This is a genomic window from Pseudomaricurvus hydrocarbonicus, from assembly GCF_011602365.1.
Classification (GTDB): Bacteria; Pseudomonadota; Gammaproteobacteria; order Pseudomonadales; family Cellvibrionaceae; genus Pseudomaricurvus; species Pseudomaricurvus hydrocarbonicus.
Map to the genome: position 1 here is coordinate 91,584 of NZ_JAAONZ010000018.1, position 25,740 is coordinate 117,323.

Genomic DNA, 25,740 nt, shown 5'->3' on the forward strand with positions numbered 1-25,740 from the left:
CAATTCCGTTGGCCGCTGTCTCCAGGGGGCTCTTGTGCTGCGCAACTCACGTCGTTAGTGACGCCGTTGGTGAGTGGCCAAGAACGTATCAGCAGCCGGCATCGGCCTGCTGCAAATGTAATGACAAGCAATTTTTGCGCATAAAGACTGTAGAGACTCCACCTTGGCTGAAGTAACCGCCCCAGAGAACACCCCCCCACTCAACAACCCTGCGGTCAGTACCGGCGACCGCTTGAGTTTTACCGTGTTCCTGGCCATCGCCCTGCACGCGCTGCTGATCTTAGGCATCACCTTTAACGCCCAGTTTGGCGGCAAGCCCTCACCCACCCTGGAAATCACCCTGGCAACCCACAGCAGCCTGAAAGCCCCCGAAAAAGCCGACTTTCTGGCCCAATCCAACCAGGAAGCCAGCGGCACCGGTGACCGCGCCCAGCAGATGACCACCGACAAACTGGCGCCCATCAGCGATACCCGCATTCAGGACATCAACCCCACGCCCCAGGTTCGGGCCGCCAACCCCACCAAACAGGAAGTTCTGCAGCCGGTGGTCACCCAGAACAGCAGTCGCTTTAAGATCGAACAACAGGAGACCACCCCGGAGATCGAAGAACAGCAGAAGAAAGTCGGCAAAGATCTCCAGGACACCCCCCTGAGTGCCGAAATTGCCAGTCTGCAGGCCAAGCTGGACCGCCAACGCCAAGCCATCGCCAAGCGCCCCAGAATCCGCCGCATAACCTCAGTCGCCACCCGGGCGTCGATGGATGCCGCCTACCTGAACAAGTGGACCCACAAGGTGGAAGCCGTGGGCAACAGCAATTTCCCCGTCGAGGCCATCCATCAGAAGATCTATGGCCAACTGCGCCTGGCGACGATCCTCCGCCCCAACGGTACCATTCACTCCGTCGAAATTTTGCAATCTTCCGGGCATTCGGTGCTCGACAATGCCGCCTTGCAAATTGTCCATATGGCAGCACCTTTTCCGCCTTTTCCCAACGAAATGCGCAAAGATGTCGACCAACTTGAAATCATTCGCACCTGGCACTTTGAGCTGAGCGGCCTCTCCACCACCTCCAACTACAATTAAGCCAAATAAAAAAACCATTTCGGCGCCCAATGTTTGGCGTCACAGTCCCCAAACCGGCACGGACACCTGAAGTGTCGGTTCTAAAAACCTCAATCCGCAGCACATAAAAATTCAAACAAGACCACAAATAAACGGTCAAAGAGCTTGTGTTCCCCCAGACAGGCCCCAATACTAGGAATATGAAATACGACAAACCTCTCGACAAGAAGCAGCACATCGGCAACCTTCGCGACCACTTTCTGATTGCGATGCCCAGCCTCAATGAGTCTATTTTTTCACACACCATCACCTACATCTGTGATCACAGTGAAGATGGCGCCATGGGACTGGTCATTAATCAGCCGCTGGGAATTGACCTGAAGGATATCTACCTGCAGCTGGAATGCGGTGACGAACATGCCCATGACGCACAGACCCCCATTCTGGCCGGAGGCCCAGTGCAGCCCGAGCGCGGCTTCATCCTGCACAGTTCCGATCAGTGCTGGGAATCCAGTCTGGTGATTTCCGACGACATTGTGTTGACCGCTTCCCGGGATATTATTGAATCCATTGCCCAAAACCGCGGCCCTCAGAAATACCTGGTTACTCTGGGCTACGCGGGTTGGGGCGCCGGCCAACTGGAAGAGGAAATCGCCGATAACGCCTGGCTCACCATCCCGGCCGACAGCAGCATCATCTTTGACACCCCCATCGAACAGCGCTGGGCCGCTGCCTCGAAAAGTCTGGGGATTGATCTGGATTTGATTTCAGGTACGGCGGGACACGCTTAAACGTTTCTGAGTGGCCAGCCCGGCGAGTAGCGAGTAGCGAGTAGCCAAGTGTAGATTTCAGGTACGCTGTTCACCACCGCCTATCCTCTTAGCTACTCGGGCAAGCCCTTCTGAAAGATCTCCCCCACCAACCACCCGACAGCTAACATTAAGACGTCCTATGCCCCAATCCTTGCTCGCTTTTGACTATGGTACCCAGAATATTGGCGTGGCCAGCGGTCAGTCTTTGACCCAATCCTGCTCTGAACTGCCCGCTCTTAAGGCCCGCGACGGCATCCCCAACTGGGATGACGTGGGCAAGCTGCTGCAGGAGTGGCAACCCGATCTGGTGCTGGTGGGACTGCCACTGAATATGGACGACAGCGAAAGCGAGCTGAGCACCCGGGCGCGCAAGTTCGGCAATCGCCTCCACGGGCGCTTTGGGGTTCAGGTGCAGATGGTGGATGAACGCCTGAGTACCTTTGCCGCCAAGGAAGAAGCCGCAGAGCGGGGACACAAGGGCAATTACGGGCAGGCGCCGATTGACTCCATTGCCGCGCGCCTGATCCTGGAGAGCTGGTTTAACCAGCATGGCTAAAAAAACAGTGGCGAGTAGCTAGTAGCTAGGAAAAGACTACAACACAGTCGCGAGTGGCGAGCGGCGAGGAAAAGACTAGAAACTAGAAACTAACAGATTTTAGTCGGCTTGGCGGTGAGCCAACAGAAACAAGCCGCTGCCCAGCAGTCCCGCCAGCAGGGAGCCAGCCAGAATGCCGAGCTTGGCCTCCACCAGTACTTGCGGGTGCTCGAGAAACGCCAGGTTGCCGATGAACAGTGACATGGTAAACCCCATACCCGCCAGCAGCCCCAACGCCACCACCTGCAGGAATCGCATGTCCTTGGGCAGAGCCCCCCAGCCGAATTTCAGTGCCACCCAGGTAAACGAGGCAATTCCCAGGGTTTTGCCCACCACCAGACTGAGCATCGTCACCCACGTGACCGGCGACAGGGTCTCGGCAGAGAGGGTGTTCGGCAGGCTGACGCCGGCGTTTAAAAACGCAAACAAGGGCACAATGGCATAGCTCACCGGCCTATCCAGCACACTGCCCCAGTGCTGCAACGGGGTCGTGGTCTGCTCCGCGACCTGATGCACTTCTTCCAGCAGGTCGTGTTGGCGATGTTCCTCGAGAATGGATTTATCCGGATGGTCCAGCTGCTGAAAGCGCCGCAACAGCATCGTCATACGACGGGTGAACCAGCCGGTTTCGGCGTAGGGTCGTGCGGGCACGGTAATGGCCGCCAGTATACCGGCGGTGGTGGCGTGCACCCCGGATTGATGCACACACCACCACAGCACCAGTCCGCCCACGGCGTAAAAAATGGGCCTGCGCATGCCCAACAGATTGAACAGGCACAGCAAACCCACGACCCCGGCGGCGCGGGCCAGGTAGAGCCAGCTGATGTCCTCCGTGTAAAACACGCTGATCACCAACACCGCCCCGATATCATCCACAATCGCCAGGGCCGACAGCATGACCGCAGCAGAGCGCGGAGCGCGTGCGCCCAATAATGCCAGAGCCCCCAGGGCAAAGGCGGTATCGGTCGCCATGGGAATGCCCCAGCCCATCAACGCCACGGCGTCCTGCCGTAAACACAGCGCATAAATCAGGGCGGGGAGGACCATACCGCCAGCGGCCATAAACAACACCAACAGCGATTGCCGCACCTGCCGCAGATACCCTGCCAGCAACTCACGCTTAATTTCCAGCCCGAGGATAAAGAAAAAAATCACCATCAGGCCATCGTTGACCCAGTGGTGCAGCGAGTACTTCACCTGCCAGTCACCCAACCCAACGCTTAACGGCAAATGGCCAATGCTCTCGTAGAACCGCTGATAATCCGAGTTCGCCATCACCATGGCCAGCAACGCGGCCAACAGCAGCAGTACACCGGTACTGGCCTGGCTGCGAAAAAACACCCCAAACGGGCTCAACAGCTTGTCCAACCCCTTTTCCAATGGGGCATGCTCTCTCTTGCTGGAAGGAATCTTATCGGTGTTCATGCTCTCCCGTTTAAGTAATGTCCACCTCAGCGGCGGTGGTGATGATCGAATGCCCCGTGTGTTCCAGGTCGCGCCCTTCTTCAAGCTTAGCCCGCCCGCGGCAAACTGCATTCGTTCGCCCCGCTACCGCGGCCAGAGACACCCTTCAGACAGGTAGCGGCCATGTCATCCAGACCTGCAGCCGGTTACTGGAACGGCGCTGACTGTGATGGTACAGAGGTTTGTACCACAGGCCCAGAAAGCAGATTACCTGCCCTCTGCGATGAGGTAAGATCAACACACAATAACAACGTTTGGCGACAATATTGCGCGACTATGAAGCAGAATAAACCTTCAACGCTGGACACCGCTGGCAAAGTGGACACTCCGTTCAAACCGGACGACGCTGGCCCGATGGCCAAAGCCACCTCGCCGGACGCTAACGCCCAGTCAAACGAGCCCGCCCTGCCAATCGAGCCCACTTTGCCAAACGAGCCCACTTTGCCCGAGAAACCGGCCAGGCCTGACCGGCCCACCTCTTTCGATATTGCCTATCGTGCCGGGGTTTCTCAGTCCACGGTTTCGCGGGCTTTACGCGACAGCCCTCTGGTCAATAAAGCTACCCGCGACCGGGTGCAGGCCATTGCCAAAGAGCTGAACTACAAGGTCGATAAGGTCGCCAGCAACCTGCGCAGTCAGTCGACTCGCACCATCGCCCTGTTGTTGTGTGAAGACCCCACCAGCGATGACTCCATGATCAACCCGTTTTTTATGTCGATGCTGAGCAGCATCACCCGGGCAACGGCACGTCAGGGCTACGACCTGCTGGTTTCCTTTCAACAGCTGAGCGAGGATTGGCACGCCGATTACGAGGACACACACCGCGCCGACGGCATTATTTTGCTGGGTTATGGCGATTACGTCAGTGCGCGGCCAAAACTGGAAAAACTGAAACAGGCTCAGGCCCGCTTTATGCTGTGGGGCCCGCTGATCAAGGATCTGCCGGGGCACTCCATCGGCTGCGACAACCACCTTGGGGGGTATGTGGCCGGTACCCATTTACTGGATTCAGGCCGACAACAACTGGCCTTTTTAGGGGATGCGTCACAGCACTGTCCGGAATTTCGCCAACGCTACCTGGGCTACACCGACGCCATCACCCAGCGCCAGCTCACCTTCAACCCGCGCCTGCAGTATGACGCCGAGAATACGGAAATGTCGGGGTTTGATGCCTGCCTGCAACTGATTGACAGCGGCGAGCCGTTTGACGCCCTGATGGCCGCCAGCGACCTGATCGCCATTGGCGCCATCAAGGCCATGCAGCAGCGCGGTTTGCGGGTTCCCGAGGACGTGGCGGTGGTGGGCTTTGATGGCATTCCTTCCAGTGCCTACGTCAATCCACCGCTGACCACGGTGATGCAGGACACACAGGCCGCCGGAGATTTGCTGGTCGACAACCTCTTCAAGCAGTTCCACGGCGAACCCCTGACCACCACCTTGCTGGAACCAAAACTGGTGGTGCGGGAATCCTCGGGCGGCACGCCAGACAGTTCACCCCAGTAGCGCCGGCCAGCCCCGGAACACCCCGGAGCCTGATGGCGCTAACGGCGAACGCTAAGCCCCGGAATCCTGCTCGGGTCGCCACTGTGACCACTTCGGGTTTGAAACCGGCTGGCTGGAAATCAATACCATGACACTGTGCGGGGCCAGCGTCGTCGTGATGCGCCCCGCTGTCACATCAGGCTGGCAGTGATCGGCCGCACAGGCGGGCGTGACCCGTTGCCACGGCCCCGAGACCGGCGGCTCGACACTGATTGGCGCCGGGCTGTCGCCTTTGTTCAGCAGCACCAGGGCCGTTTCTGACACACCACCTTGCTGGTACACCCGCAAAAAGCTGGCCGTGTGCTGTTGAAAATCCAGGTTGACCTGCACGCCACGTTGCAGCGCCACATGCTGCTGACGCAACCGGGCAATTTGCTTTAACTGCTGATACACCGGGTGCCCGGGCGCGGCATCAATGCGCTGCTGACCAAAATAATTGCGGTTGCCTTCATGCTCCCGCGTGCCGGCCATGAACGTCACTTCCGAACCGTAATACACCACAGGAATACCCCGCGAGGTAAACAGCCAGTTGTTGGCATCAATAAACCCCTGCTCAGTCGCGTTCATGCGACTCATGTCGTGGTTGTCGTAAAAGGTCATCAATTCATAGGGGTTGCGGTACAAGCCGTCATCCAGATGCAAATAGTCCAGCAGCGAGGCGAAGTGACTGTCACTGTTTTCAAACACCGACACCATCGCTTGGCGACCGGCAAAATCCAGCACACTCATGCCGCCGTTTTCCGGCCAGGTATGCTCGGCCAGTTTTTCCGCCTCCCAGTTGTAACTCTCGCCAAACATAAAAAAGCCCGGATGTTGCTGGCGAATGCGATCGCCAAACAGCTTCCAGAAATGGTGCGGCATGTGCTTCACAGTATCGATGCGAAAGGCCGCCGCCCCCTGATCAATCCAGTACAGATAGGCATTGATCAAATAATCCTGCAGCGCTTCATTATCCTCATTGAAGTTGGAGAGTTGCGCCGTGTGGGGGTCACCCTCGGCGTGAAAAAAAGCGTGCAGCGGCTCCTGCTCCGGTGTCAGTTGCGGCGGCAGCAAATTCTGATGGTCGGCCCGCAATTGCCCCTCGGCATCGTACACTTCGCCGAACATCGGCTGGTCCTGGGGCATGTCAAAAGAGGGCGAGCCGTGATTGGCCACCACATCCAGAACGGTTTTCAAACCATGCTGCTGTTGCAATTGCCGGGTCAACTCGCGAAACCCCAACCGGGCAGAGACCAGGTGCTCGTCCTCCCGATAAAAGTTCACCCCCCAGTAACCGTGATAACCGGTTTTACCGCGGTCACCCCAGCCGCCAAACTCCACCTGGTCGCCACCGCTGAAGGCTTCATTGGGGTTGTCGACAATCGGCGTCAGCCACACCGCGGTAAACCCCATGTCCCGAATGTAATCGGCGTTGTCGAGCAGACCGCGAAAGTCACCGCCCAGGTATCCGACGTTAGCCTGGCGCCCATCCGGACCGATCAGGCGCTGGTCAAAGGTGGGCTGCTGTCCCCCCTGCGCGGGGTAATTGTTGGCCGGATCGCCATCCACAAAACGATCGGTAAGCACAAAATACACCGCGTCACTGGCAAAAGGTTCGTCCGTTCCAACAATGGTTGCCTGCGCGGCCTCCGCGGCGGTTAACGGTGCTGTGGTCAACGGTACCGTGGTTAACGGCCCGGCGGTTAACGACACTGCGCCGGTGTCAGCCCACAACCGGGGTGACAGGGAGAAGGTGAGTATCGACGTCGTCAGCGCCAGTTGCCGGATAGACCGTATTCTCTTATTCATCAAAGACTCTCACAGTATGACAGAAGCTTTCGCGCAAATTCGATCCGCGGATGAAAAACCCAGACTCAGTGTCCCACCGATCCCGCAGCCGGCTGAGCCGTTGGCAGCAGCTCCGCGGTGCTGTGGTCCTGGACACGCAGCACCAACAGGCCCGCCACAATCATACTGCCGCCGCCCAGCACCAGCGCATAGATCGCCTGACCGGATAAAAAGGTGTTGAGCACAAATCCCAAAATACTGGCCGCCAAAATCTGGGGGATCACAATAAAGAAATTGAAAATACCCATGTAGACTCCCATTTTCTGCGCCGGCAATACCGACGACAAAATGGCATAGGGCAACGACAGAATGGAGGCCCAGGCGATCCCTACACCAACCATCGACAACAGCAGCCAGGCGGGATCTTCGATCCACACAAAGGAAATCAATCCCAACCCACCCAGACACAGGTTCACCAGATGAGACAATTTTCGGCTGGTGCGATTGGCAAACCAGGCGATGAAAAACGCAGCCAGCGCGGCAAAGCCATTGTAAGCCGCAAACAGCACCCCCACCCAATTGGCACCCTCGTTAAACATTTCCGAGGCTGAGTCCGTAGTGCCATAGTGAAAGGCGGTCACCGCACTGGTGGTATAAATCCACATGGCAAACAGGGCAAACCAGGAAAAAAACTGCACCCAGGCCAGTTGCTTCATGGCCACCGGCATGGCAAACAAATCGTCCATGATGTGGCTGAGCGCATTGTCACCATGGCGGCGGTATTTTTTCAGGGCCACCAGAGCTTGCAGGCCGCCAAACAGCAGCAGCCCGACACCCAGAATGTACAATTCTTTTTCCAGCTGCAGGAAAAAAACCAACGCGGTCATCAGCCCGCCCGCCAAAAACCAGGCCACCGCCGAGTTGCGATAGGTCTCGGCTCCGCGCTCAAGGGTGGGAGCAGGCGCGGTTGTGCCGCGTTCCTGTCGCTCAAAATTTTGCAGTTCTTCAGGGCTGTATTCACGAGTGGACACCACCGTCCACAGCACCGCCAACAGCAGTACCACGCCACCGGCGTAAAACGAATAGATCACCGAGTTCGGCAAACCGCCGTCCTCGGCCACATTACTGATGCCCCCCCAGTTGGCCAGCATCCACGGCAGCGCAGACGCCACCACCGCCCCCACGCCAATAAAGAAACTCTGCATGACAAAACCGGTGCTGCGTTGACGGTCGGGCAGCATGTCCCCGACAAACGCCCGGAACGGTTCCATGGAAATATTGATCGAGGCGTCCATAATCCACAGCATGCCCGCGGCGATCCACAAACTTGGCGAATGCGGCATGAAGAACAGGGCCAGGGTGGTCAGTAAAGCGCCGTAGAGAAAATAAGGGCGGCGGCGGCCCAGGCGCGTCCAGGTGCGATCACTCATATACCCGACGATGGGCTGGACCAGCAGACCGGTGACGGGGGCCGCGACCCAGAGAATGGGAATATCATCAATGGACGCCCCCAAAGTCTGGAATATGCGACTGACGTTGGCGTTTTGCAGGGCGAAGCCAAACTGGATGCCAAGAAAGCCAAAACACATGTTCCAGATTTGCAGGACACTCAAGGCCGGTCGGGATGTCTTCACAAAAATCTCTCCTGAATGTTTATCGCGGACGGTCTGACACGGATAAACACCACATTATTGTTATCAGTACACACTCATTAAGGCTGAGCCTGTCGAATTAAATCTTGCTACAGTGGGGGCCAAGTCACAAGCGACTACATACGTATTCAGCGCGGCGTGGTGCGCTGTAAAATCACGTAGGCAAACGGCGCCAGCGTCATGGTTTGACTTTCAACGCCGGCAGTCCCCAACAGTGTTTGCGCTTGATCCCAGCCCGCCGGGATCGACAGGCGCACCGCCTCTGCGGAAAAATTCAGCCCCACCAGCACATCCCCCTGGGGATGCTGTCGCTCAAACACATAACTTTTTGCGTCGGCATTGGGGTCCGGCAACGGCACAAATTCACCGCCGTTCGCGCCACTCCACAGCGCCGGTGTCGCGGCTTTCAAACGCAGCAACTGTTGATAAAAAGGCTGCAGGGGGTAGTCCTGCCAGTCGATGGGGTCTTTTTCAAAAAACTGCAGGCGTTTATTCAATCCCGCCTCCTGCCCGGAGTAAATCAAGGGCATGCCATCGAGCGTAAACGCCAGCACCGCAAACGCCCGGTGCGCCTGGCCGTAGCGTTCAAACACGGTCCCCGTCCAGGAGTTTTCATCGTGATTGGTGGTAAACATCATCAATCGGTGATCAGCGGGAAATTGTTGCTGGCGCCACTGCATGTAATCGTTTACCTCCCAGGCGCTGTGCTCACCCGAGGCAATCCCGTTCATCAGCTCATTGAACGACCAGCCATAGGACATATCAAACGCCGTGTGCAATTCGGGCTTTTCCGCCTCCGCCAGCATAAACACCGGTTTGACACGGTCCAGTTGCGGACGGGCAAACTCCCAGAACTCGGTGGGCACCTCTCCGGCCACGTCACAGCGAAACCCGTCCACATCCACGGCGTCTAGCCAGAACTGCATGGCCGCCACCATCGCCGGCCACAGCTCGCGGTTGTCGTAATTGAGGTCCGCCACATCGGTCCAGCCCCAGGGCTCACCGGTTTCCGAATGGATGGGGTCGATAATCTCGCCGGCGGCATTGCGGCTGTACCAGTCGGGGTGCTGCTCAATCCAGACATGATCCCAACCCGTATGATTGGCCACCCAGTCCAAAATCACCACCTGCCCCAAGCCGTGGGCCGTGTCCACCAGTGCGCGCAGATCCGCCAGCGTGCCATAGTCCGGATTCACCGCCGTATAGTCCTCAATGGCGTAATAACTGCCCAGCGAGCCCTTGCGTTTCACCTCACTGATGGGCTGGATCGGCATCAGCCAGAGGATATCCACGCCCAGCGCTTGCAGACGCGGTAACTGCTCGGTCACCGCCTGCAGGGTTCCCGCCTCGGAAAACTGTCGAACATTGATTTCATAGATAGCCGATTTCTTCAGAAACGCTTCGCTGGTGCGCGTCGAAGCGGTGACCGCATCCACCGACCGATTCACATCAATTTCTTTAGCGGGGGTACAGCCCGTCAACCACACACTGACCAACAGCACCCAACAGACTTTATTCATCGTAACCTCACCCTTTATGTTAAAACCGCAACCCTCTTCAGCCACTCACCTGATTGGGTCAATTGGGGCAATCGCCCAGTGATCAGTCGACGGCAATGAGCAATGATTCATCACCCCGCCAGGGCAACGTCAGCGTCAGTCGTTGCTGTTGCTGATCGTAGGAAAACTGTTGCGGCTTAATCTTTTGACCATTGACGCTGAGCCGTTGCGGTGACTGCAGCCAGTGGTGAATGACCAGCGTCAGTTGTCGCTGATCCGGTCGCCCCGCATAAGCAAAGCCTTCACGGCTGAGCTGCAATTGCAAGGCGTCACCCTGCTGCCGGGCGGAGAACTGCAGCAACTCATACTGTTGTTGTGCGAAGGCCCGGTGGGTGCTGCCGTCGTCGTCGTACATCTGCGCCTGTGCTTGTGGCACGGACGCATCCGCGTAGTAATGCAAGGTCAAGGCGGCGCTGGAATAGTCCCGGGTGGTGGCAATATCCTCACTGAGCATGGGCACGAACGACCCGGCCCGGACCCACAGAGGCAGGGTCTCTGGCGAGAGCGCGGCGGTCACCGTCGCGCCCCCCTGCTGACGCTGGTCATTCCAGAAGTCAAACCAGGTGCCCTCGGGCAGATACACCGTTTTCTCGGTGACACCGGCGCGCACCACCGGTGCCACCAGAAACGCATCCCCCCACAAATACGCCTGGGTGTCGGCAAACAAGCGCGCTTCTGAGTCCCCTTGCGCGTTCATAAACAGGGGCCGCGCCAGCGGCATACCGGTGACCGAGTTCTGCCATGCCATGGTGTACAGGTAGGGCAACAGGCGATAGCGCAATTTGATAAAGCGCCGCACGATCGCTTGCGTTTCACGATCGTGAAAGACCGGCTCCGAGGGGATGTGCTCCTGCCCATGGGGGCGAAAGATTGGTTGAAAAGTCGCAAACTGCAACCAGCGGCGATACAGCTCCGGGTCAAACGTTTCGCCGCCGGCAAAACCACCGGCGTCGGAGTGAATGTAGCCCAGCCCCTGCATGCCCATTTGCAACATCAATTCGACCTGCGCCTGCAACCCGCCCCAGGAGCGACTCACATCGCCGGTCCAGGGGATCATGCCGTAGCGCTGGGAGCCGGCAAACCCCGAGCGCATCATCAGCATCGGCCGCCGCTGCGGGTAGGCTTTTTCATGGCGTTCGAACAGCATTCTGGCCCACTGATGACCATAGGCGTTGTGCAATTCACCCCCGCGCCCCAGAGCGTGACGGGTGTCGTCCGGGTGGACCTCCGGCTCGCCCAGGTCCCCCCACAGACCGGCCACGCCCTGCTCGATCAGCCCCGCATAAATGTTCCAGAACCAATCCTGCGCACGAGCGTCGAACACATCGATGAGGCCGGTATTGCCGAAATAAAAATCAAAGCGCTGTGGCTGGCCCTCGGCATTTTTGCTCAACACCTCTTGGGCTACCGCCTCCGGCCAACGCCGCGACGACGACAACACAAATGGCTCGGTAATCAACACGGTCTGCACACCCTGCTGCTGCAAATCGGCCATCATTTTTTCAGGTGTCGGGAAAGCCTGTCGATCCCAATCCAGATTGCCCATGTGTCCTTTGATGTCCGGGCCGAACCAGAACAAATCGAGTACCACGGCATCGAGGGGAAAATCCTGCTGTCGGTAACGCCGCACCACATCCCTGACTTCGGCCTCGGAGTGGTAACCAAAACGGGAGGCAAAACTGCCAAACACCCAGCGCGGCGGCAGGGGTTGCCGACCGGTTAACGACACATATTGCCGCAGCAGTTGTGCATAACTGTCGCCGGCAAACACCACATAACTGCTGCGCCCACCCACGGCTTCAAAGGTTAACCGGTCGGCGTCGGTTTTACCGATATCCACCACACCGCGGGCCGGATTATCAAACAAAATGCCGTACTTTTTATCCGACCATAGCAGCGGCAAACTGAAATACATTTGCTCGGAATAAGTTTCATAGCCGTAGTGAGCACGATTATACAGCGGCAGGCGATGACCGCGGCGATTCATGCCCAGCACTCGCTCACCTGCGCCCAGCAACTTTTCCCCCGGCGACAGCTCAAAGCGGAAACCCCGGCTCTGCGGATTTCGCCAAAAACCGTCTTGCGCCTGTTGCAGCAACAGGTTTTGTTGCCGGTAAAAACGCAACCGCAGTGGCTGCTTGTCAATCACCACCGTCAGCTCATCCGTTGCCACCGACAGGAAATCATCGTGCTCAATGACCGAGGGCGTTAGCCGTGTATCCGCCGCGACCGCCGGATCAATGGCAAAGGACGGCAGCACAGTTTCCTGCTCCGCCAGGTAGTGCACTTCGACCACTGCCGTACCGTAAAAGCGCAGGTCGATTTGCTGCTGCGCCGTTTGCAGCCGCAGCCCCTCGTCAGTGACGCGGTAGTCAAGCAGATGGTCGTACTGTTGATCGCTGAACGTTGTATCGGCGTAGCGCTTGGCAGCGGGAGGGTTCGTGTCAAGGCTCTGTTCATCAAGCGCTACCTCACCCCGGCACAGGCCGGTGAACAGCGACAGAATAATCAGTCCGAACGACAATCGACGCAGACTTGTTAGAGCACCGGTTTTTTTACGATTTCTGGAACGTTGTAGCGTCGCGGGACTGTTTACATCAGCGAAGATGTTTACATCACCCAGATTGTTTACCTCAGCGCGACGCTCGATAAAACCCAAGCCTTCAGTCTTCATAACGCCATCCACAGGCCATAAGCAAGATTCAGAGTAAGAAAAAAAAGGCCACTTCAATCAAGTGGCCTTCAAGAGGGATTTCACGATGCCGTTAACACGGATCAGAAGTGCGCAATGAAGCGAACACCACCCATCCGTGGCGGATTGAGGAAACGAATATTCACATCACTGTTGATAAAGCCCTTACCGGAGTAGGTTTCTTCCGTCAGGTTGCTGACCCAACCTTCCAACCGGTATTTGCCTTCGTCGCCAAAGTTCATGCCCGCATTCAGGTTCCAGATGGTGGTGGCCGGCACATCGTCTGACAAGAATTCACCGTTGGCTTCTTCATAACCGGCACCGGTGATCAACCAGTTGGTGTTGGCCGCCATGTCACGCAGGGGAATTTCATTGCCATTGGCATCGTAACCGGTGTCGTTAAACGGCGTCAGGTAAAACTTGCTGCGGTAGGTCATACTCACCGACCAGTCCACCCCGCTGATGATGCCCCAATCCACATCCAGGGCCTGTGCCAGAGTCAACGTCAGGTTGTACTTCGAGGTGTTGGGCAGCTGATTGCCCTCCACATTCACCAGCGCGCTGCCCTGGCGATAATCCACAATCTCGCTGTCCTTGAACTCGCTGTCGAGGTAGGCAAAATTCCAGCGGAAGCGGAAATCCATCGGCAATAAAATATCACCTTCCAACTCCAGTCCCATCAAGCTGGCCTTCGCCGCATTCTGGTTCTGCACATAGTTGTCGGTACAGATACCGGTAATGCTTGAAGAACAGGAAGTTGAGACCGCGACCAGTCCCTGCACGACCTTGTCCTGATAGTCGTAATAAAACAGCGCAGAGTTAAACCGTACCGGCATCTCCAGCCATTCGAATTCGTTCTTCGAACCCACTTCCCAGACGGTCAGCTTTTCCGGATCCCAGGTGATGGTTTCGCCCAGCGCGCCGGGCAGCGGCGAGTTCACGCCACCGGAACGGGTGCCGGTCGACACCGTACCGTACAGCAGGCTCGCTTCGGCCAGGTCGTATTCAAACCCCAAACGCCAGTCGGCATACTCTTCTTCATAATCTTTGGTGATGTTACCCGTGCCGGTGCCATCATCATAAATGGAAGAGGTAATCACCTGGAACTGGCTCGGATCATAGGCAATCAGGTCATCCAGATTGTCTTTACCGCCCCAGGAGGAAATGCCATCGAGGAAGTACTGACGAGTCGCATCGTCATTGCCAATGGGGATCACATCACTGGGACGGTCACCCGCTTCGGTCAACCCCAGGCCGTTCGACCCCATGACAATATCTTCCGGTCCGGACAGTCCCAGTGCCGCCAGGGCCTCATCACTGACCACCAGCTGATAGGCAACATTCGACTCGTGCGCGACTTTTTTGTCTTTGGTCCAGCGCACACCCGCCTTCACCCGCAGGCTCTCGTTAAAAGCATAGGAGCCATCAAAGAAGACCGCACGCGATTCAACGGTTGAGTCGTTGTTGCGGGTCTCCGCCGACAAGCCATTCAACCAACCGCAATTGGTGCCGTCCTGATACCAGTCACAATCACCCCACCAGCCGTGATTAAAATCCTGGGAAGAGTTGCTGAACTCTTCATCCATCATGAACAGGCCAGTGGTCCACTGCAGGGGGCCATCGCCGGTCGAGTAAAGACGAATTTCGTTAACCAGGGTTTCGGAAATTTCATTTTGGGTAAAGTTACCCATGGCTGTCTGCTCGTTGCCCAACACCACGTCATTGGCTTCATCACGCGATCCCGGGTACACCATGCCGATTTGCCACTCGCGGGCGGCATTGCGGTTTTGAAAACTGTATTCTCTCCAGGAGCCGTTGTATTCAACGGCAAAACCGTCAAAGTCGTAGGTCAGCTTGGTGCTGAAACCTTCGATGTCGTTATTCAGCTCACCCTCGTTGAGGAAGTACTGCTCGTAGGGATCGTTGAGGTCTTCAATATCATACCCTGCCGACAGCGCGCGGCCGGTAAAAGCGCCCGGAGTCCCCGAGCCCTGCTGTTTGACTTTGTCAGCGAGAAAATAGGCGGAGAATTTATCCGTCGGGTTCCACTGTGCGGACAGGCGAATGGCCTGCTCGTCAATCGCACCTGGGGCATCAATACCACCGGCAAACGCCTCTTCGATGCGATCGGCACTGCCGGCCAATCCCGACAGTTCATCGGCCGAACCGGTGAACGCATTGTCCATGTAAGAATCGCGCTCTTCACTGTAAACGGCAGCCCGCAAGGCCAGCGTGTCACTCACCGGCAAGTTCAGTACACCTTCCAGCTGGCGCTGCTCGTAACTGCCCAGGCCAACTTTGACATGGCCATAGGTGTCATCAAATTCAGGCTTGTTGGAAATCACATTGATGGTACCGCCGGTGGCATTACGGCCACGCAAGGTGCCCTGCGGTCCCTTGTTGACTTCGACCCGCTGGACATCAAAAAACATCGGTCCGATGGAGCGAGGGCGAGGCAGGTACACATCATTGTAGTGAATGGCGACGGAAGGATCCGAGGCAAAGTCGCTGTCGGAGTTGCCGACACCGCGCAAATACACTTCGAGCTTGCCCTCCTGGTTGGAGATGTGCAAACCCGTGACGGCATTCTGCAGGTTGCGGAAATCATTATTCACACCGAACATATCAAGCTCTTCGGCATTGAACGACTGCACGGTCGCGGCAACATCCTGCAGGGATTGTTCACGGCGCTCAACGGTGACAATAACTTCTTCGATGGCCTGGGCAGCCAACGTCAGGGGCGCAGTGACCGCCGCCGACACGCCCATTGCCAGCGAAACAGCTGCCGCCATTTTGTTAGGGTAAAAGTTGCGATAAAACAGATTAGCGTTATTCATGGCTCAGCCCGTTTGTAATTATTGTGGTTTCAAATCTCTCTTGCCCGGGCAAACCCACAACATCATCAGGAACTGGCTTCAATGCTGGCGAGAAGCCCTGCCTCGGGATAGGGCCAGACTACCCCTTTTCAATTTGGCAAAACAACAAACTACATACGTATTCATAAGCATTTGTCTGCCGGCCCCAGGCCTGCGCCCCGCAATCCGCGCTGGCGACAGGCGCCACGGCGACTCGGCTTGCAGCCCACCCGCGACACCCACTGAATACGTATGTAGACGGTTGCTAGGAAGCCTGCTGATCACGTAATTTAGCCTTCCCGATTTTGATTTTCAGACCGTCAAAACCATAATAACTGTTGTCCAGGGAGAACCCATATGTCCAAGCCTCTATGGTGGCAAGGCGCCGTGATTTACCAGATATACCCCCGCAGCCTGAATGACACCAATGGCGATGGTATCGGTGATATTCCCGGCATCATCGAAAAAATGGATTACATCGCCAGTCTCGGCGTGGACGCCATTTGGGTCTCGCCGTTTTTTAAATCGCCCATGAAAGACTTCGGTTACGACATCAGCGATTACCGCGATATTGACCCTCAATTTGGCACCCTGGATGACTTCGATACCCTCATCGAAACCGCACACCGCGCTAACATTAAAGTCATTATTGACCAGGTCATTAGCCACACCTCCGATCAGCACGACTGGTTTCTGCAGAGTCGCCAGAGTCGCGACAACGACAAGGCCGACTGGTATGTCTGGGCTGATCCGCAAGCCGATGGCACCCCCCCCAACAACTGGATGTCGCTCTTTGGCGGTGTCGCCTGGGAGTGGGAGCCGCGCCGTGAACAGTACTACCTGCACAACTTTCTCAGCAGCCAGCCGGACCTGAATTTTCACAACCCGGCGGTGCGCCAGCAGATTCTGGATGAAGTCGAGTTCTGGTTGCAACGCGGTGTCGATGGGCTGCGGCTGGACGCCATCAACTTCTGTTTTCACGATCAGCAGCTGCGCAACAACCCGGCCAAACCCCCCGAGAAACGTCAGGGACGGGGCTTCAGTGAAGACAACCCCTATGCCTTTCAGTACCACTACTACAACAACACCCGTCCGGAAAATCTCGGCTTTCTCGAAGATCTGCGGGCACTGCTGAATCGCTACCCCGGCACCGTGAGCCTGGGTGAAATCTCTGCCGAGGATTCACTGGCCACCATGGCCGAGTACACCCAGGGCGACAAGCGACTGCACACCGCCTACAGCTTTGAGTTGCTGGTGGATGACTTTTCAGCGGATTACATCCGCTCCACGGTGTCCACACTGGAACAGCGCATTCAGGGTGGCTGGCCCTGCTGGGCGGTCGGCAACCACGATGTGGCGCGCGTCATGAGCCGCTGGGGCGGTCCAAACCCCAGCGCCGACCTGGCCAAAATGGTCAACGCCATGCTCGGCTCCCTGAAAGGCAGTCTGTGCAGCTATCAGGGCGAAGAGCTCGGACTGCCCGAAGCCGACATTCCCTTTGAACAGCTGCAGGACCCCTACGGCATTACCTTCTGGCCGAACTTTAAAGGTCGGGACGGCTGCCGCACCCCCATACCCTGGAACCCGTCAGGAGCTGAAGCCGGCTTCAGTACCGGCACGCCCTGGCTGCCCATCACCGACGCGCACCGCAACCTCAGTGTCGAACAGCAGGACCGGGATCCCGGCTCGGTGCTGAATCACTATCGACAGTTTATGCACTGGCGCCGCGAGCAACCGGCCCTGCGCTGGGGCGACATCGAGTTCCTCGACGCGCCGGACAACGTGCTGTTGTTTATCCGTCGTCATCAACAGCAAACCCTGCTGGTGGCCTTTAACCTCAATGACCATGCCTGCCAACTGGCGTTGCCGGAGGGTATAGATGCGCTGTGCGGCCATGGCATCGAAGGCGCCGAACTGGCTCAAACGACCCTGCGTCTCCCCGCTCACGGGGCGTTTTATGGGCAGGGTGCCAACCTCTAAACTCTGCCACCTTGCCGGCAGGAGGCCGCACAGGCCACCAAAAAGGCCGCGTCCATACGGAGGCGGCCTTTTTTATACTAACGATATGCCGTCACAGCCGCAGCGGCTTGCACAATCAACAGGCGTAAAAAAGGCCGCATGGAGCGGCCTTTTTTACGTCTTAACGGCAGATCACATCAGCATTACGCTTTGGGACCCGCAGCTTCAACGTCATCGCTGACGTTGAATTTCTTGATGTTGTCAGCGAACAAACCTGCCAGCTTGGCAGCAGCTTCGTCGTACGCCGCCTGATCAGCCCAGGCATTGCGTGGGTTCAGGTAACTGGCATCAACACCGGGAACTTCAACTGGCACCTGCAGGTTCATCACCTCCAGAGTCTCGGTAGCAACACCTTCCAGCGAACCGTTCTGACAGGCAGCAACCACGGCGCGAGTGACTGGGATCGGGAAACGCGAACCCGCGCCGCCAGGACCACCGGATCCGCCGGTCCAGCCGGTGTTCACCAGGTAGACGTTGGAACCGAAGTCGGCGATACGCTTCATCAGCAACTCGGCGTATTCACGAGCGGGACGCGGCATGAACGGAGCACCAAAACAGGTGGAGAAGGTAGGCTGAATACCGGCAGCAGCACCCACCTCAGTAGAACCCACGCGAGCTGTGTATCCTGACAGGAAGTGGTAAGCAGCCGCTTCTTTAGACAGGATGGACACCGGAGGCAAAACACCGGAAACGTCGCAAGTCAGGAAGATAACGTTCTTGGGCTCACCGGCACGGTTGGCTTCCACACGCATTTCAACGTGCTCCAGCGGGTAAGAACAGCGACCGTTCTCGCTCAGGCTGGTGTCGGAGTAATCCGGCTCACGCTTGGCGTTGTGAACTACGTTCTCAACAATCGCGCCAAATTTGATCGCATCCCAGATCACTGGCTCATTCTTCTGAGACAGGTCGATGGTTTTGGCGTAGCAGCCGCCTTCCATATTGAACACAGCACCTTTCGCCCAACCGTGCTCATCATCCCCGATCAGGTAACGCTCAGGGTCAGCGGACAGGGTGGTCTTACCGGTACCGGACAGACCGAAGAACAGGCAGGTATCGCCTTCTTTACCCACGTTGGCTGAACAGTGCATGGGCATCACGTCTTTTTCGGGCAGCAGGAAGTTCTGCACCGCAAACATGGACTTCTTCATTTCGCCCGCGTAACGAGCGCCAGCCAGCAACACTTTACGCTGAGCAAAGTTCACGATCACGGCGACTTCAGAGTTGGTGCCATCGCGCTCAGGGTCACACTGGAAGTTGGCCGCGTGCAGAATGCTCCACTCTTCCTTGCCTTTCGGGTTGTAGTTCTCGGTGCGGATGAACATGTTGCGACCGAACAGGTTGTTCCAGGCCGTTTGGGTGGTCACTTTCACCGGCAGGTAGTGATCCGGGTCTTCTGCAACGTGCAGAGAAGACACAAACGTATCCACGGTTGAAAGGTATTCTTCAACACGGCTCCACAGGGCGTCAAATTTATCAGCAGCAAACGGGCGGTTAACGGAGCCCCAATCGATGCTTTCAGAAGTAGACGGCTCGTCTACCGTAAAGCGGTCCGCCGGTGAACGGCCGGTACGCTCGCCGGTTTCGCAGACCAGGGCACCGGTGTGGGAAAGGTAACCTTCACCGCGCAATAGAGCCTGTTCGACCAACTCAGCAGTAGTGAGGTCGGTGTAAACGGTCGGAGCCGCATCGTCAATCTGTGTCATTCGTTTGTAGTCCTGTCAGCTTGTGGCCTGTTAGCCCTTAAACCACGGGCTTTGAGCACTAGCCAAAGCCTTTGTGAGGGCACTGTCATTGTCGTGAAATCCTCTTCAGGTACGTTGCCCGAAGAAGTAGTTAGAATTTTGGGGGCGCCATTATGTCAGAAAACCAAATATGAATCGATCCCAAGCTGCCGCTTTTTTAAACAGCCGGGATAATCAGTGTAATTGACGACTTTCATCGCCAAAAATTTTGGCCAGGTCCTGGGCCCCAAACGCGTAAGTCTGATTGCAAAACTGGCAGTCAATGCTGATCAAATCCTGCTCGGCGAGCAGCGCCTCAACGTCCTCCCGCCCCAGTGATATCAAGGCATTGGCGGAGCGCTGCCAGGAACAACTGCACTCAAAACGCACCGCAGCCGGCTCAAACAGCCGCACCTGCTCTTCATGGAACAAGCGATACAAAACTTCGCTGTGCTCCAGCTCCAGCAGCTCTTCCTTTTTCACCGTGCTCGCCAACTGAGTGGCGGTCTCCCAGAGGTCGCGATTGTCGTCGGCGCTGGCCGTCTGTTGTGGCAAGGCCTGCAGCATCAACCCGGTGGCCGCTTTATCATCACTGGTCAGCCAGAATCGCGTCGGTAACTGCTCGGACTGCTCAAAATAGTGTTGCAGGCAGCCGCTGAGGTCAGGGCTGTCCAGAGGCACGATGCCTTGATAACGCTGCCCCTTGTCGGGGTCGATAATGATTGCCAACATGCCCTGGCCCATCAACGCCTGCAGGTCCTGCCCTGCCAGGGCACTGAAATCGACCTCAGGATCGACTTGAGCAATGGCGCGAACGGCTTGGTGATGGCTGCACTCCGCCATGATCAGCGACAGCGGACCATCGCCGCGCGCCTGCAAGGTCAGGATTCCGTCAAACTTCAGGGTGCTGGACAACAAGGCCGCCGCCGCCACAAACTCTCCCAACAGGGTTTGAACTTGCGGGGGCAGGCCCTGATTGTTTTCAAGGATCTGCTCATAGCTGTCACTGAGGGTGACCATTTCACCGCGAAGGTCGGCTTGGTCGAACAGGAAACGGTGCATTAAATCGCTGCTGGGCATGGCGTCACGGGTCACTATTAAAACGGGGGGCGATTTTACCACGCCTTCCCGCTTTCAAGGTAGCCTATCTCTCTGGCCAGCGGTCCGGTCTCGGGGGTTGCCTCTGTGGTTTCGGGGGTTGCCTCTGCGATTTCAGGGACGCCTCTGCGGTTGCAGCCAGGCTCTCTCGGGTTCGAGCAAATGTTCAGGGCCGGTATCACGCTTCGCTCAGGACGGACCGGGGTACGCGCCTCCACGGCCTCAGCTCGCGGTAAACCCTGGCATCAGTTAGCGGCAATCTCTGGCATCAAAAAGGGACGATAACAGAATCAATTCCCGCCTCAATCGCAGTTTTGATTGATTATAGACTCCATTTTCACCACTTGCTGCGCTCGCTCTGCTTCGCTGATGTCATATCTGCTGCCGTCTTCACGGACGAAATACACCCGCCCCTGCAGCACGGCCAAATACTCCCGGGCGCTGTCGCACTGCTGCTGGCGCTCAAGGCCCTGCCGCGCCTGCCGCTCCTGCGCCTGCAAGCGATGGGTTTTCTCGGCCGCAGTCTCGGGCTTGAACAGGCGCCCCAGCTTTTCCCGCTCACGTCCGCTGTCATCCACATTGGTCGCGTTCACCCGATGAGTCATGGCCTGAACCCCTGCGACGCTGGGCTTTTTATCACTGAAATGCAACTGGCCGTTGGCGTCGCGCCATTGATAAACCTCAGCGGAGGCCAGCGCGGGCAGGCACGGCAAAACAGCCACCCACAGCAAATGAGACGAGACAGATGCGCGCAAGGCCAACAGCGCCGCACATGGGCCCGGGCCGGTCATGGCAGAACCACCTCCGGGGTCTCCGCACAGGCGTTGGCGCGAGGCACCCGATAGCGATTGAGGATGACCAGTTCACTGCTCAACGCCTCGGCGCGGTTCAGCACCATCTGGTAACCCTCTTCGTCCCGGAACACGGTGTTGTCCTCGGTGCCATTGGTAACCAGCTGGCAAAATTGCTGGAAATTGCGAATCGGCACCCCGTTGACCGACTCCAAAATCCAGTTTTTCCAGTCGTGGTAACCGAGGTTCACGTCGGCGGCCAGCACTTTCAGCCCCACCACCAGCTCCTCTTTGTCCGGGCTGGAACGGGTGTCGCGAGCATGGAGGAAAGACACCGGCGCCTTGCTGTGCCAGTCGCGTCCCCAGCGCTTGATCAGATTCATATTGAGCGGCACAAACACCACTCCGCCATAAATCAGATACTGCGGGGTTTGCTCAAACTCCTGCTGCCGCACCAGGCTGAAATTGCGCTTGGGCTCAGTGATGGACAGGGTGATGGTCTGCGCTTGGCCAGCGCGCACCACGTGAATCTCCACGTCGTCGCCGCGGTGGTACTGATCGATGGCGTATTTGAAATTGGTGCGCAGGTTTTTGCGAAATTCGATACTGCTGTCATCGGCGATGTCGAAGCCATCAATGGCCATGATCACGTCATTGGGTTGTATCTTGCCGGCCGCCGGTGAGCCCTCGAACACGTGCGCCACCAGCATCCCGCCAGGGTGGTCTTCCACCCCGTAGGCCTGCCGCATCGCCGGGCTTTCCAGGTCCTGGGTGCGAAAACCCAGATCGGGAAAGCCATCGAGTTCACCGTCTTTGGCATCTTCCAGCACATGCTCAATGACGCTGGGAGGTACAAAGTACCCCAGGTTTTCCGCCCGGCCGCTGGTGTTGGCCTGCATCACCACCCCCACAATGCGGTTATCCACAATCACCGGCCCCCCACTGTTGCCGGGATTGATGGCCGCATCGATCTGCCCCGCCAGCAAATACCCCCCGGCGTGGGCGTAGTACTGATGCTCTATGCGGGACAACACTCCACGGGTAATGCTCAGGGTGGTGCCGCCAAACGGATAGCCGAACACCGACACTTCCTGCAGCGGCTCCGGCAGCGCACCAATTTCCAGAGGGCGCAGGCCGTCGAAGAAAGTGTTCTGTTCCACTTCCAGAATGGCCAGATCGGCCTCGTGGGAAATGAACACGACCCGGGCCAGGTACTTGCGGGGGTCACCGTGTTTCTGCGCCTGGATATAAGACGCGTCGGCCACCACATGGGCGTTGGTCAGGATGCGGTTGCCGCGGATCACCGAGCCCGAGCCACTGCTCTGCTTGGCATTCAGCAATCGCCAGGGCGTGAAATAATCCGGCGGGGTGGAGGTGGTATGGATTTTTACCACCGCGTCTTTTAAACGCTCAATGCTGGTGTTACCCGCCGCCTGCGCCGCCGCGACACTGACACCGCAAATGACAAACACACCGACCCACGCCCTCAGGCGGCGACTGCGATTCACATTCCATGCTTTCAAACGTAACTCCCTCTTACTGTGTGATCAAAGTGGTGTGAGCAAACCAATGTGAGTAAACCAGTGTGGGCTAACCTGTGTGAGCTAACCCCGCGCACACCCCGTCTAGTCGGAGGAATCCTGATCCAAAAAGCGATGAATTTGTCGCCGCTGTTTCTTGGTCGGACGCCGCTCCGGACCTACCCCGGCACCGCGCACCAACTTGCGCTGCTGCGCTTCAGTCTCCCGCTTAGCCACACTGTCCTGCGTCTCTTTATAGAGTAGCGCGGCTTCCGGTGCCCCGCGACGCTGATCCGACAGCGCGATGACCTCAACGGTTTTGCTGTCCCAGCCCTGGCGGATGGTCAACTCAGCCCCGAGAACGATCTCTTTGCTGGGCTTCACCCGCTGGCCATCGCAATGCACCTTGCCGCCCTCAATGGCCTGCTTGGCCAGGTTGCGGGTTTTAAAAAAACGCGCCGCCCACAACCACTTGTCCAGCCGCACCTTATCCATGGTGATCTTCTCCATGGTGGTCTTCGCCATGAACAGACCCTCTCTGGCAAACTCGCAACAACGACGTCATCGGGGCATGATCTCGTCAAAATGGTGAATGGCCGGATATTCCAAGATCTGGCGGTGTTCGCGCTGACTGTCTGGCTGGTGCAGACACAGCAAATGCTTGATGCCAAAATCCCGAGCCGAATCCAGTACCCGCAGGGTGTCATCAATGAACAGGGTGCGCCCAGGGTCAAACGGCTCGCGTTTTTGCAGCTCATCCCAGAACGCCTGCGCCTCTTTCGGCTGCTGAAATTCATGGGACGAAATCACCATGTGCAGCCACTGGTCAATGGCGGTCACTTCGAGCTTGAGGTCCAGACTCTGAGGGTGGGCGTTGGTGATCAGCACCAGGCGCTTGTCTTGCGCCTGCAAGGCCTTTAGAAACTCCACCACGAACGGCCGAATCTGGATTTTATGCTGCACCTCTTCCTTAAGCCGGCGAATGTCCAGCCCCAGCGACTCTGACCAGAACTCCAGACAATACCATTTGAGGGTGCCCTCATGGGCTTTGATGTGCGCTTCCAGCCTGGCCATGGCTTCGGCTTCGTCCACCCCAAAGGTCTCGGCGTAGCGCTTGGGCAGGTGGGTCAGCCAGAAATAGTTATCAAAATGTAAATCCAGCAGGGTGCCGTCCATGTCCAGCAAGACGGTATCAATGTCATTCCAGTTAATCATGCAATCATTACTTGGTTATGACTGAGCGATTACTCCAATAAGGTATTACTCAGCGATGAATACGGTGTTTGTGGGCGGTAGGGGTCACATTAACGCGTCGGCAATGGCAACACGTCGCACGTTAAACCCTGCAATTACCCCCTTAAAGCCTCCACAGTATGCCTGAATTTACCCCCAAAGGCCTAAAAACGGCTGCGATGAACCGCCGGTTTGAGGTCCATGGCGCTTTTAAGGTCGAAGCTGATCAAGCCGTCCTGTCCCGCTGGCGCGACGCTGCCACGCCTTGTCGCTATACTGCCCATCACCGTGAACCGGATAAACGCCCAGGGTAGGCAAATGTTACCCGCGGCCCAGGAGTTCTGCTGATGGATACCCCGCTGTTAAATGAAGTCATTGAACTGTGCCGCCAGGCCGGCGATGCCATTCTGGAGGTCTACCAGCGCACAGACAGCCTGGACATCCACACCAAAGCTGACCACTCTCCGCTCACCGCCGCCGACCTCGCGGCCCACCGCGTGCTGGCGTCCGCTCTGCCGCCGCTGCTGGACGGTGTTCCAGTGCTGTCCGAAGAAGGGGAGCTGCCGGACTTCAGCGCTCGCCGGCACTGGAACCGCTACTGGCTGGTCGACCCGCTGGACGGCACCAAAGAGTTCATCAACCGCAATGGCGAATTTACCGTCAACGTGGCGCTGATCGAGCGGGGCGAGCCGGTGCTGGGTGTGGTCCATGTCCCGGTGCTGGGTGTCACTTACGCCGGCGAGAAAGGCAAAGGGGCGGTGAAAATCGCCAACGGCACCCGTTCCGCCATCGCTACCCGCCGCATTCATCAGGTGCAGCAAGCCGGCCAGCCCTTGGCCGTGGTCGCCAGCCGGCGCCACGGTACTGATGCAGTGGACGACCTGCTGGCGCGCATTCGCAGCCAACTGGGGCCGATTGAAAGCAAGAGCATGGGCAGTTCCCTCAAGCTTTGTCTGATTGCCGAAGGGGCCGCCGACTTCTACCCGCGGCTGGCGCCCACCTGCGAGTGGGATACCGCCGCCGCCCAGGCGGTCGTGGAGGCCGCCGGAGGGGTGGTCCTCGACGCCCAGCTGAAGGGACTGCGCTACAACCAAAAAGACAGCCTGCTGAACCCGTTCTTTTACGTCATCGGCGACCGCAGTTTCGGTTGGGAAGCCCTGCTCAGCTGAACGGGAAGGGGACAGGGGACAGGGGACAGGGGACAGGGGACAGGGGACAGGGGACAGGGGACAGGGGACAGGGGACAGGGGACAGGGGACAGGGCGATGATGAGGTAAATGTTCACATACCCGCCACCACCTTAAATACATGGCGCCCATCACATTATTTGGGGGCACGCCCCGATTTAACAGCTATT

The 25,740-nt window shown here is 57.6% G+C and carries 18 protein-coding genes; 6 read left to right on the plus strand and 12 right to left on the minus strand.

The features are described from left to right. The first annotated feature begins 163 nt into the window (after positions 1-163). The 3 genes from G8770_RS18990 to ruvX all read left to right on the plus strand — a co-directional run bounded on the left by G8770_RS18990 (position 164) and on the right by ruvX (position 2,431). Entirely contained in the window at positions 164-1,084 is a 921-nt protein-coding gene (locus G8770_RS18990; protein WP_167190678.1) for an energy transducer TonB, read from the plus strand. 179 nt (positions 1,085-1,263) lie between these two features. After that, positions 1,264-1,854, plus strand: coding sequence for a YqgE/AlgH family protein (locus G8770_RS18995; RefSeq protein WP_167190681.1), 591 nt, complete (start codon positions 1,264-1,266; stop codon positions 1,852-1,854). A gap of 160 nt (positions 1,855-2,014) precedes the next feature. Beyond that, complete coding sequence (gene ruvX, locus G8770_RS19000; RefSeq protein ID WP_167190684.1) at positions 2,015-2,431, plus strand: Holliday junction resolvase RuvX; 417 nt, start codon at positions 2,015-2,017, stop codon at positions 2,429-2,431. A 99-nt stretch (positions 2,432-2,530) separates the two neighbouring features. Here the strand turns inward: ruvX and nhaA are convergent, their stop codons facing one another. Continuing rightward, on the minus strand, positions 2,531-3,895 hold the full coding sequence (nhaA, locus tag G8770_RS19005) for a Na+/H+ antiporter NhaA (protein WP_167190687.1): 1,365 nt from the start codon (positions 3,893-3,895) through the stop codon (positions 2,531-2,533). Between the two features lie 315 nt (positions 3,896-4,210). Here nhaA and G8770_RS19010 point away from each other — a divergent pair, with 315 nt between their 5' ends. Next, positions 4,211-5,437, plus strand: a complete 1,227-nt coding sequence (locus G8770_RS19010) for a LacI family DNA-binding transcriptional regulator (protein WP_243760573.1) — start codon at positions 4,211-4,213, stop codon at positions 5,435-5,437. Between the two features lie 51 nt (positions 5,438-5,488). On the opposite strand, the gene G8770_RS19015 is transcribed toward G8770_RS19010, so the two are convergent. The 5 genes from G8770_RS19015 to G8770_RS19035 form a co-directional block, all read right to left on the minus strand. Next, positions 5,489-7,264: an alpha-amylase family glycosyl hydrolase gene (locus tag G8770_RS19015; RefSeq protein WP_167190712.1), complete on the minus strand. Its 1,776-nt coding sequence runs from the start codon at positions 7,262-7,264 to the stop codon at positions 5,489-5,491. Positions 7,265-7,329: 65 nt separating this feature from the next. Beyond that, positions 7,330-8,877, minus strand: coding sequence for an MFS transporter (locus tag G8770_RS19020; RefSeq protein WP_341771173.1), 1,548 nt, complete (start codon positions 8,875-8,877; stop codon positions 7,330-7,332). Between the two features lie 146 nt (positions 8,878-9,023). Continuing rightward, complete coding sequence (locus tag G8770_RS19025) at positions 9,024-10,415, minus strand: alpha-amylase family glycosyl hydrolase (protein WP_167190715.1); 1,392 nt, start codon at positions 10,413-10,415, stop codon at positions 9,024-9,026. Positions 10,416-10,497: 82 nt separating this feature from the next. Beyond that, a complete protein-coding gene (locus G8770_RS19030) occupies positions 10,498-13,128 on the minus strand; it encodes a glycoside hydrolase family 31 protein (protein WP_167190718.1) in 2,631 nt (876 codons plus the stop codon). A gap of 101 nt (positions 13,129-13,229) precedes the next feature. Next, positions 13,230-15,983 carry a TonB-dependent receptor gene (locus G8770_RS19035; RefSeq protein ID WP_167190721.1) on the minus strand — a complete coding sequence of 918 codons (2,754 nt, stop codon included), beginning with the start codon at positions 15,981-15,983 and terminating at the stop codon, positions 13,230-13,232. A gap of 375 nt (positions 15,984-16,358) precedes the next feature. Between G8770_RS19035 and G8770_RS19040 the strand changes: the two genes are divergently transcribed. Continuing rightward, the gene (locus G8770_RS19040; protein ID WP_167190724.1) at positions 16,359-17,981 is read left to right on the plus strand and encodes an alpha-glucosidase family protein; all 1,623 of its coding nucleotides are present in this window, start codon (positions 16,359-16,361) and stop codon (positions 17,979-17,981) included. Positions 17,982-18,163: 182 nt separating this feature from the next. Here the strand turns inward: G8770_RS19040 and G8770_RS19045 are convergent, their stop codons facing one another. From G8770_RS19045 to yrfG, 6 genes are all read right to left on the minus strand, one after another. Next, the gene (locus tag G8770_RS19045; protein ID WP_167190727.1) at positions 18,164-19,723 is read right to left on the minus strand and encodes a phosphoenolpyruvate carboxykinase; all 1,560 of its coding nucleotides are present in this window, start codon (positions 19,721-19,723) and stop codon (positions 18,164-18,166) included. A gap of 213 nt (positions 19,724-19,936) precedes the next feature. Next, positions 19,937-20,821 (minus strand): Hsp33 family molecular chaperone HslO, encoded by an 885-nt coding sequence (gene hslO, locus G8770_RS19050; protein ID WP_167190730.1) that lies wholly within the window; start codon positions 20,819-20,821, stop codon positions 19,937-19,939. Between the two features lie 320 nt (positions 20,822-21,141). Next, a complete protein-coding gene (locus tag G8770_RS19055; RefSeq protein WP_167190733.1) occupies positions 21,142-21,630 on the minus strand; it encodes a DUF4124 domain-containing protein in 489 nt (162 codons plus the stop codon). Continuing rightward, positions 21,627-23,153, minus strand: a complete 1,527-nt coding sequence (locus G8770_RS19060) for a S1C family serine protease (RefSeq protein WP_208022377.1) — start codon at positions 23,151-23,153, stop codon at positions 21,627-21,629. Before G8770_RS19060 ends, G8770_RS19055 begins: the two co-directional genes overlap by 4 nt. A gap of 102 nt (positions 23,154-23,255) precedes the next feature. Beyond that, positions 23,256-23,645: a ribosome-associated heat shock protein Hsp15 gene (hslR, locus tag G8770_RS19065; RefSeq protein WP_167190843.1), complete on the minus strand. Its 390-nt coding sequence runs from the start codon at positions 23,643-23,645 to the stop codon at positions 23,256-23,258. Positions 23,646-23,711: 66 nt separating this feature from the next. Further along, a complete protein-coding gene (yrfG, locus tag G8770_RS19070) occupies positions 23,712-24,365 on the minus strand; it encodes a GMP/IMP nucleotidase (RefSeq protein ID WP_167190736.1) in 654 nt (217 codons plus the stop codon). A gap of 365 nt (positions 24,366-24,730) precedes the next feature. Here yrfG and cysQ point away from each other — a divergent pair, with 365 nt between their 5' ends. Further along, positions 24,731-25,552, plus strand: a complete 822-nt coding sequence (cysQ, locus tag G8770_RS19075) for a 3'(2'),5'-bisphosphate nucleotidase CysQ (protein ID WP_167190738.1) — start codon at positions 24,731-24,733, stop codon at positions 25,550-25,552. Positions 25,553-25,740 lie beyond the last annotated feature (188 nt).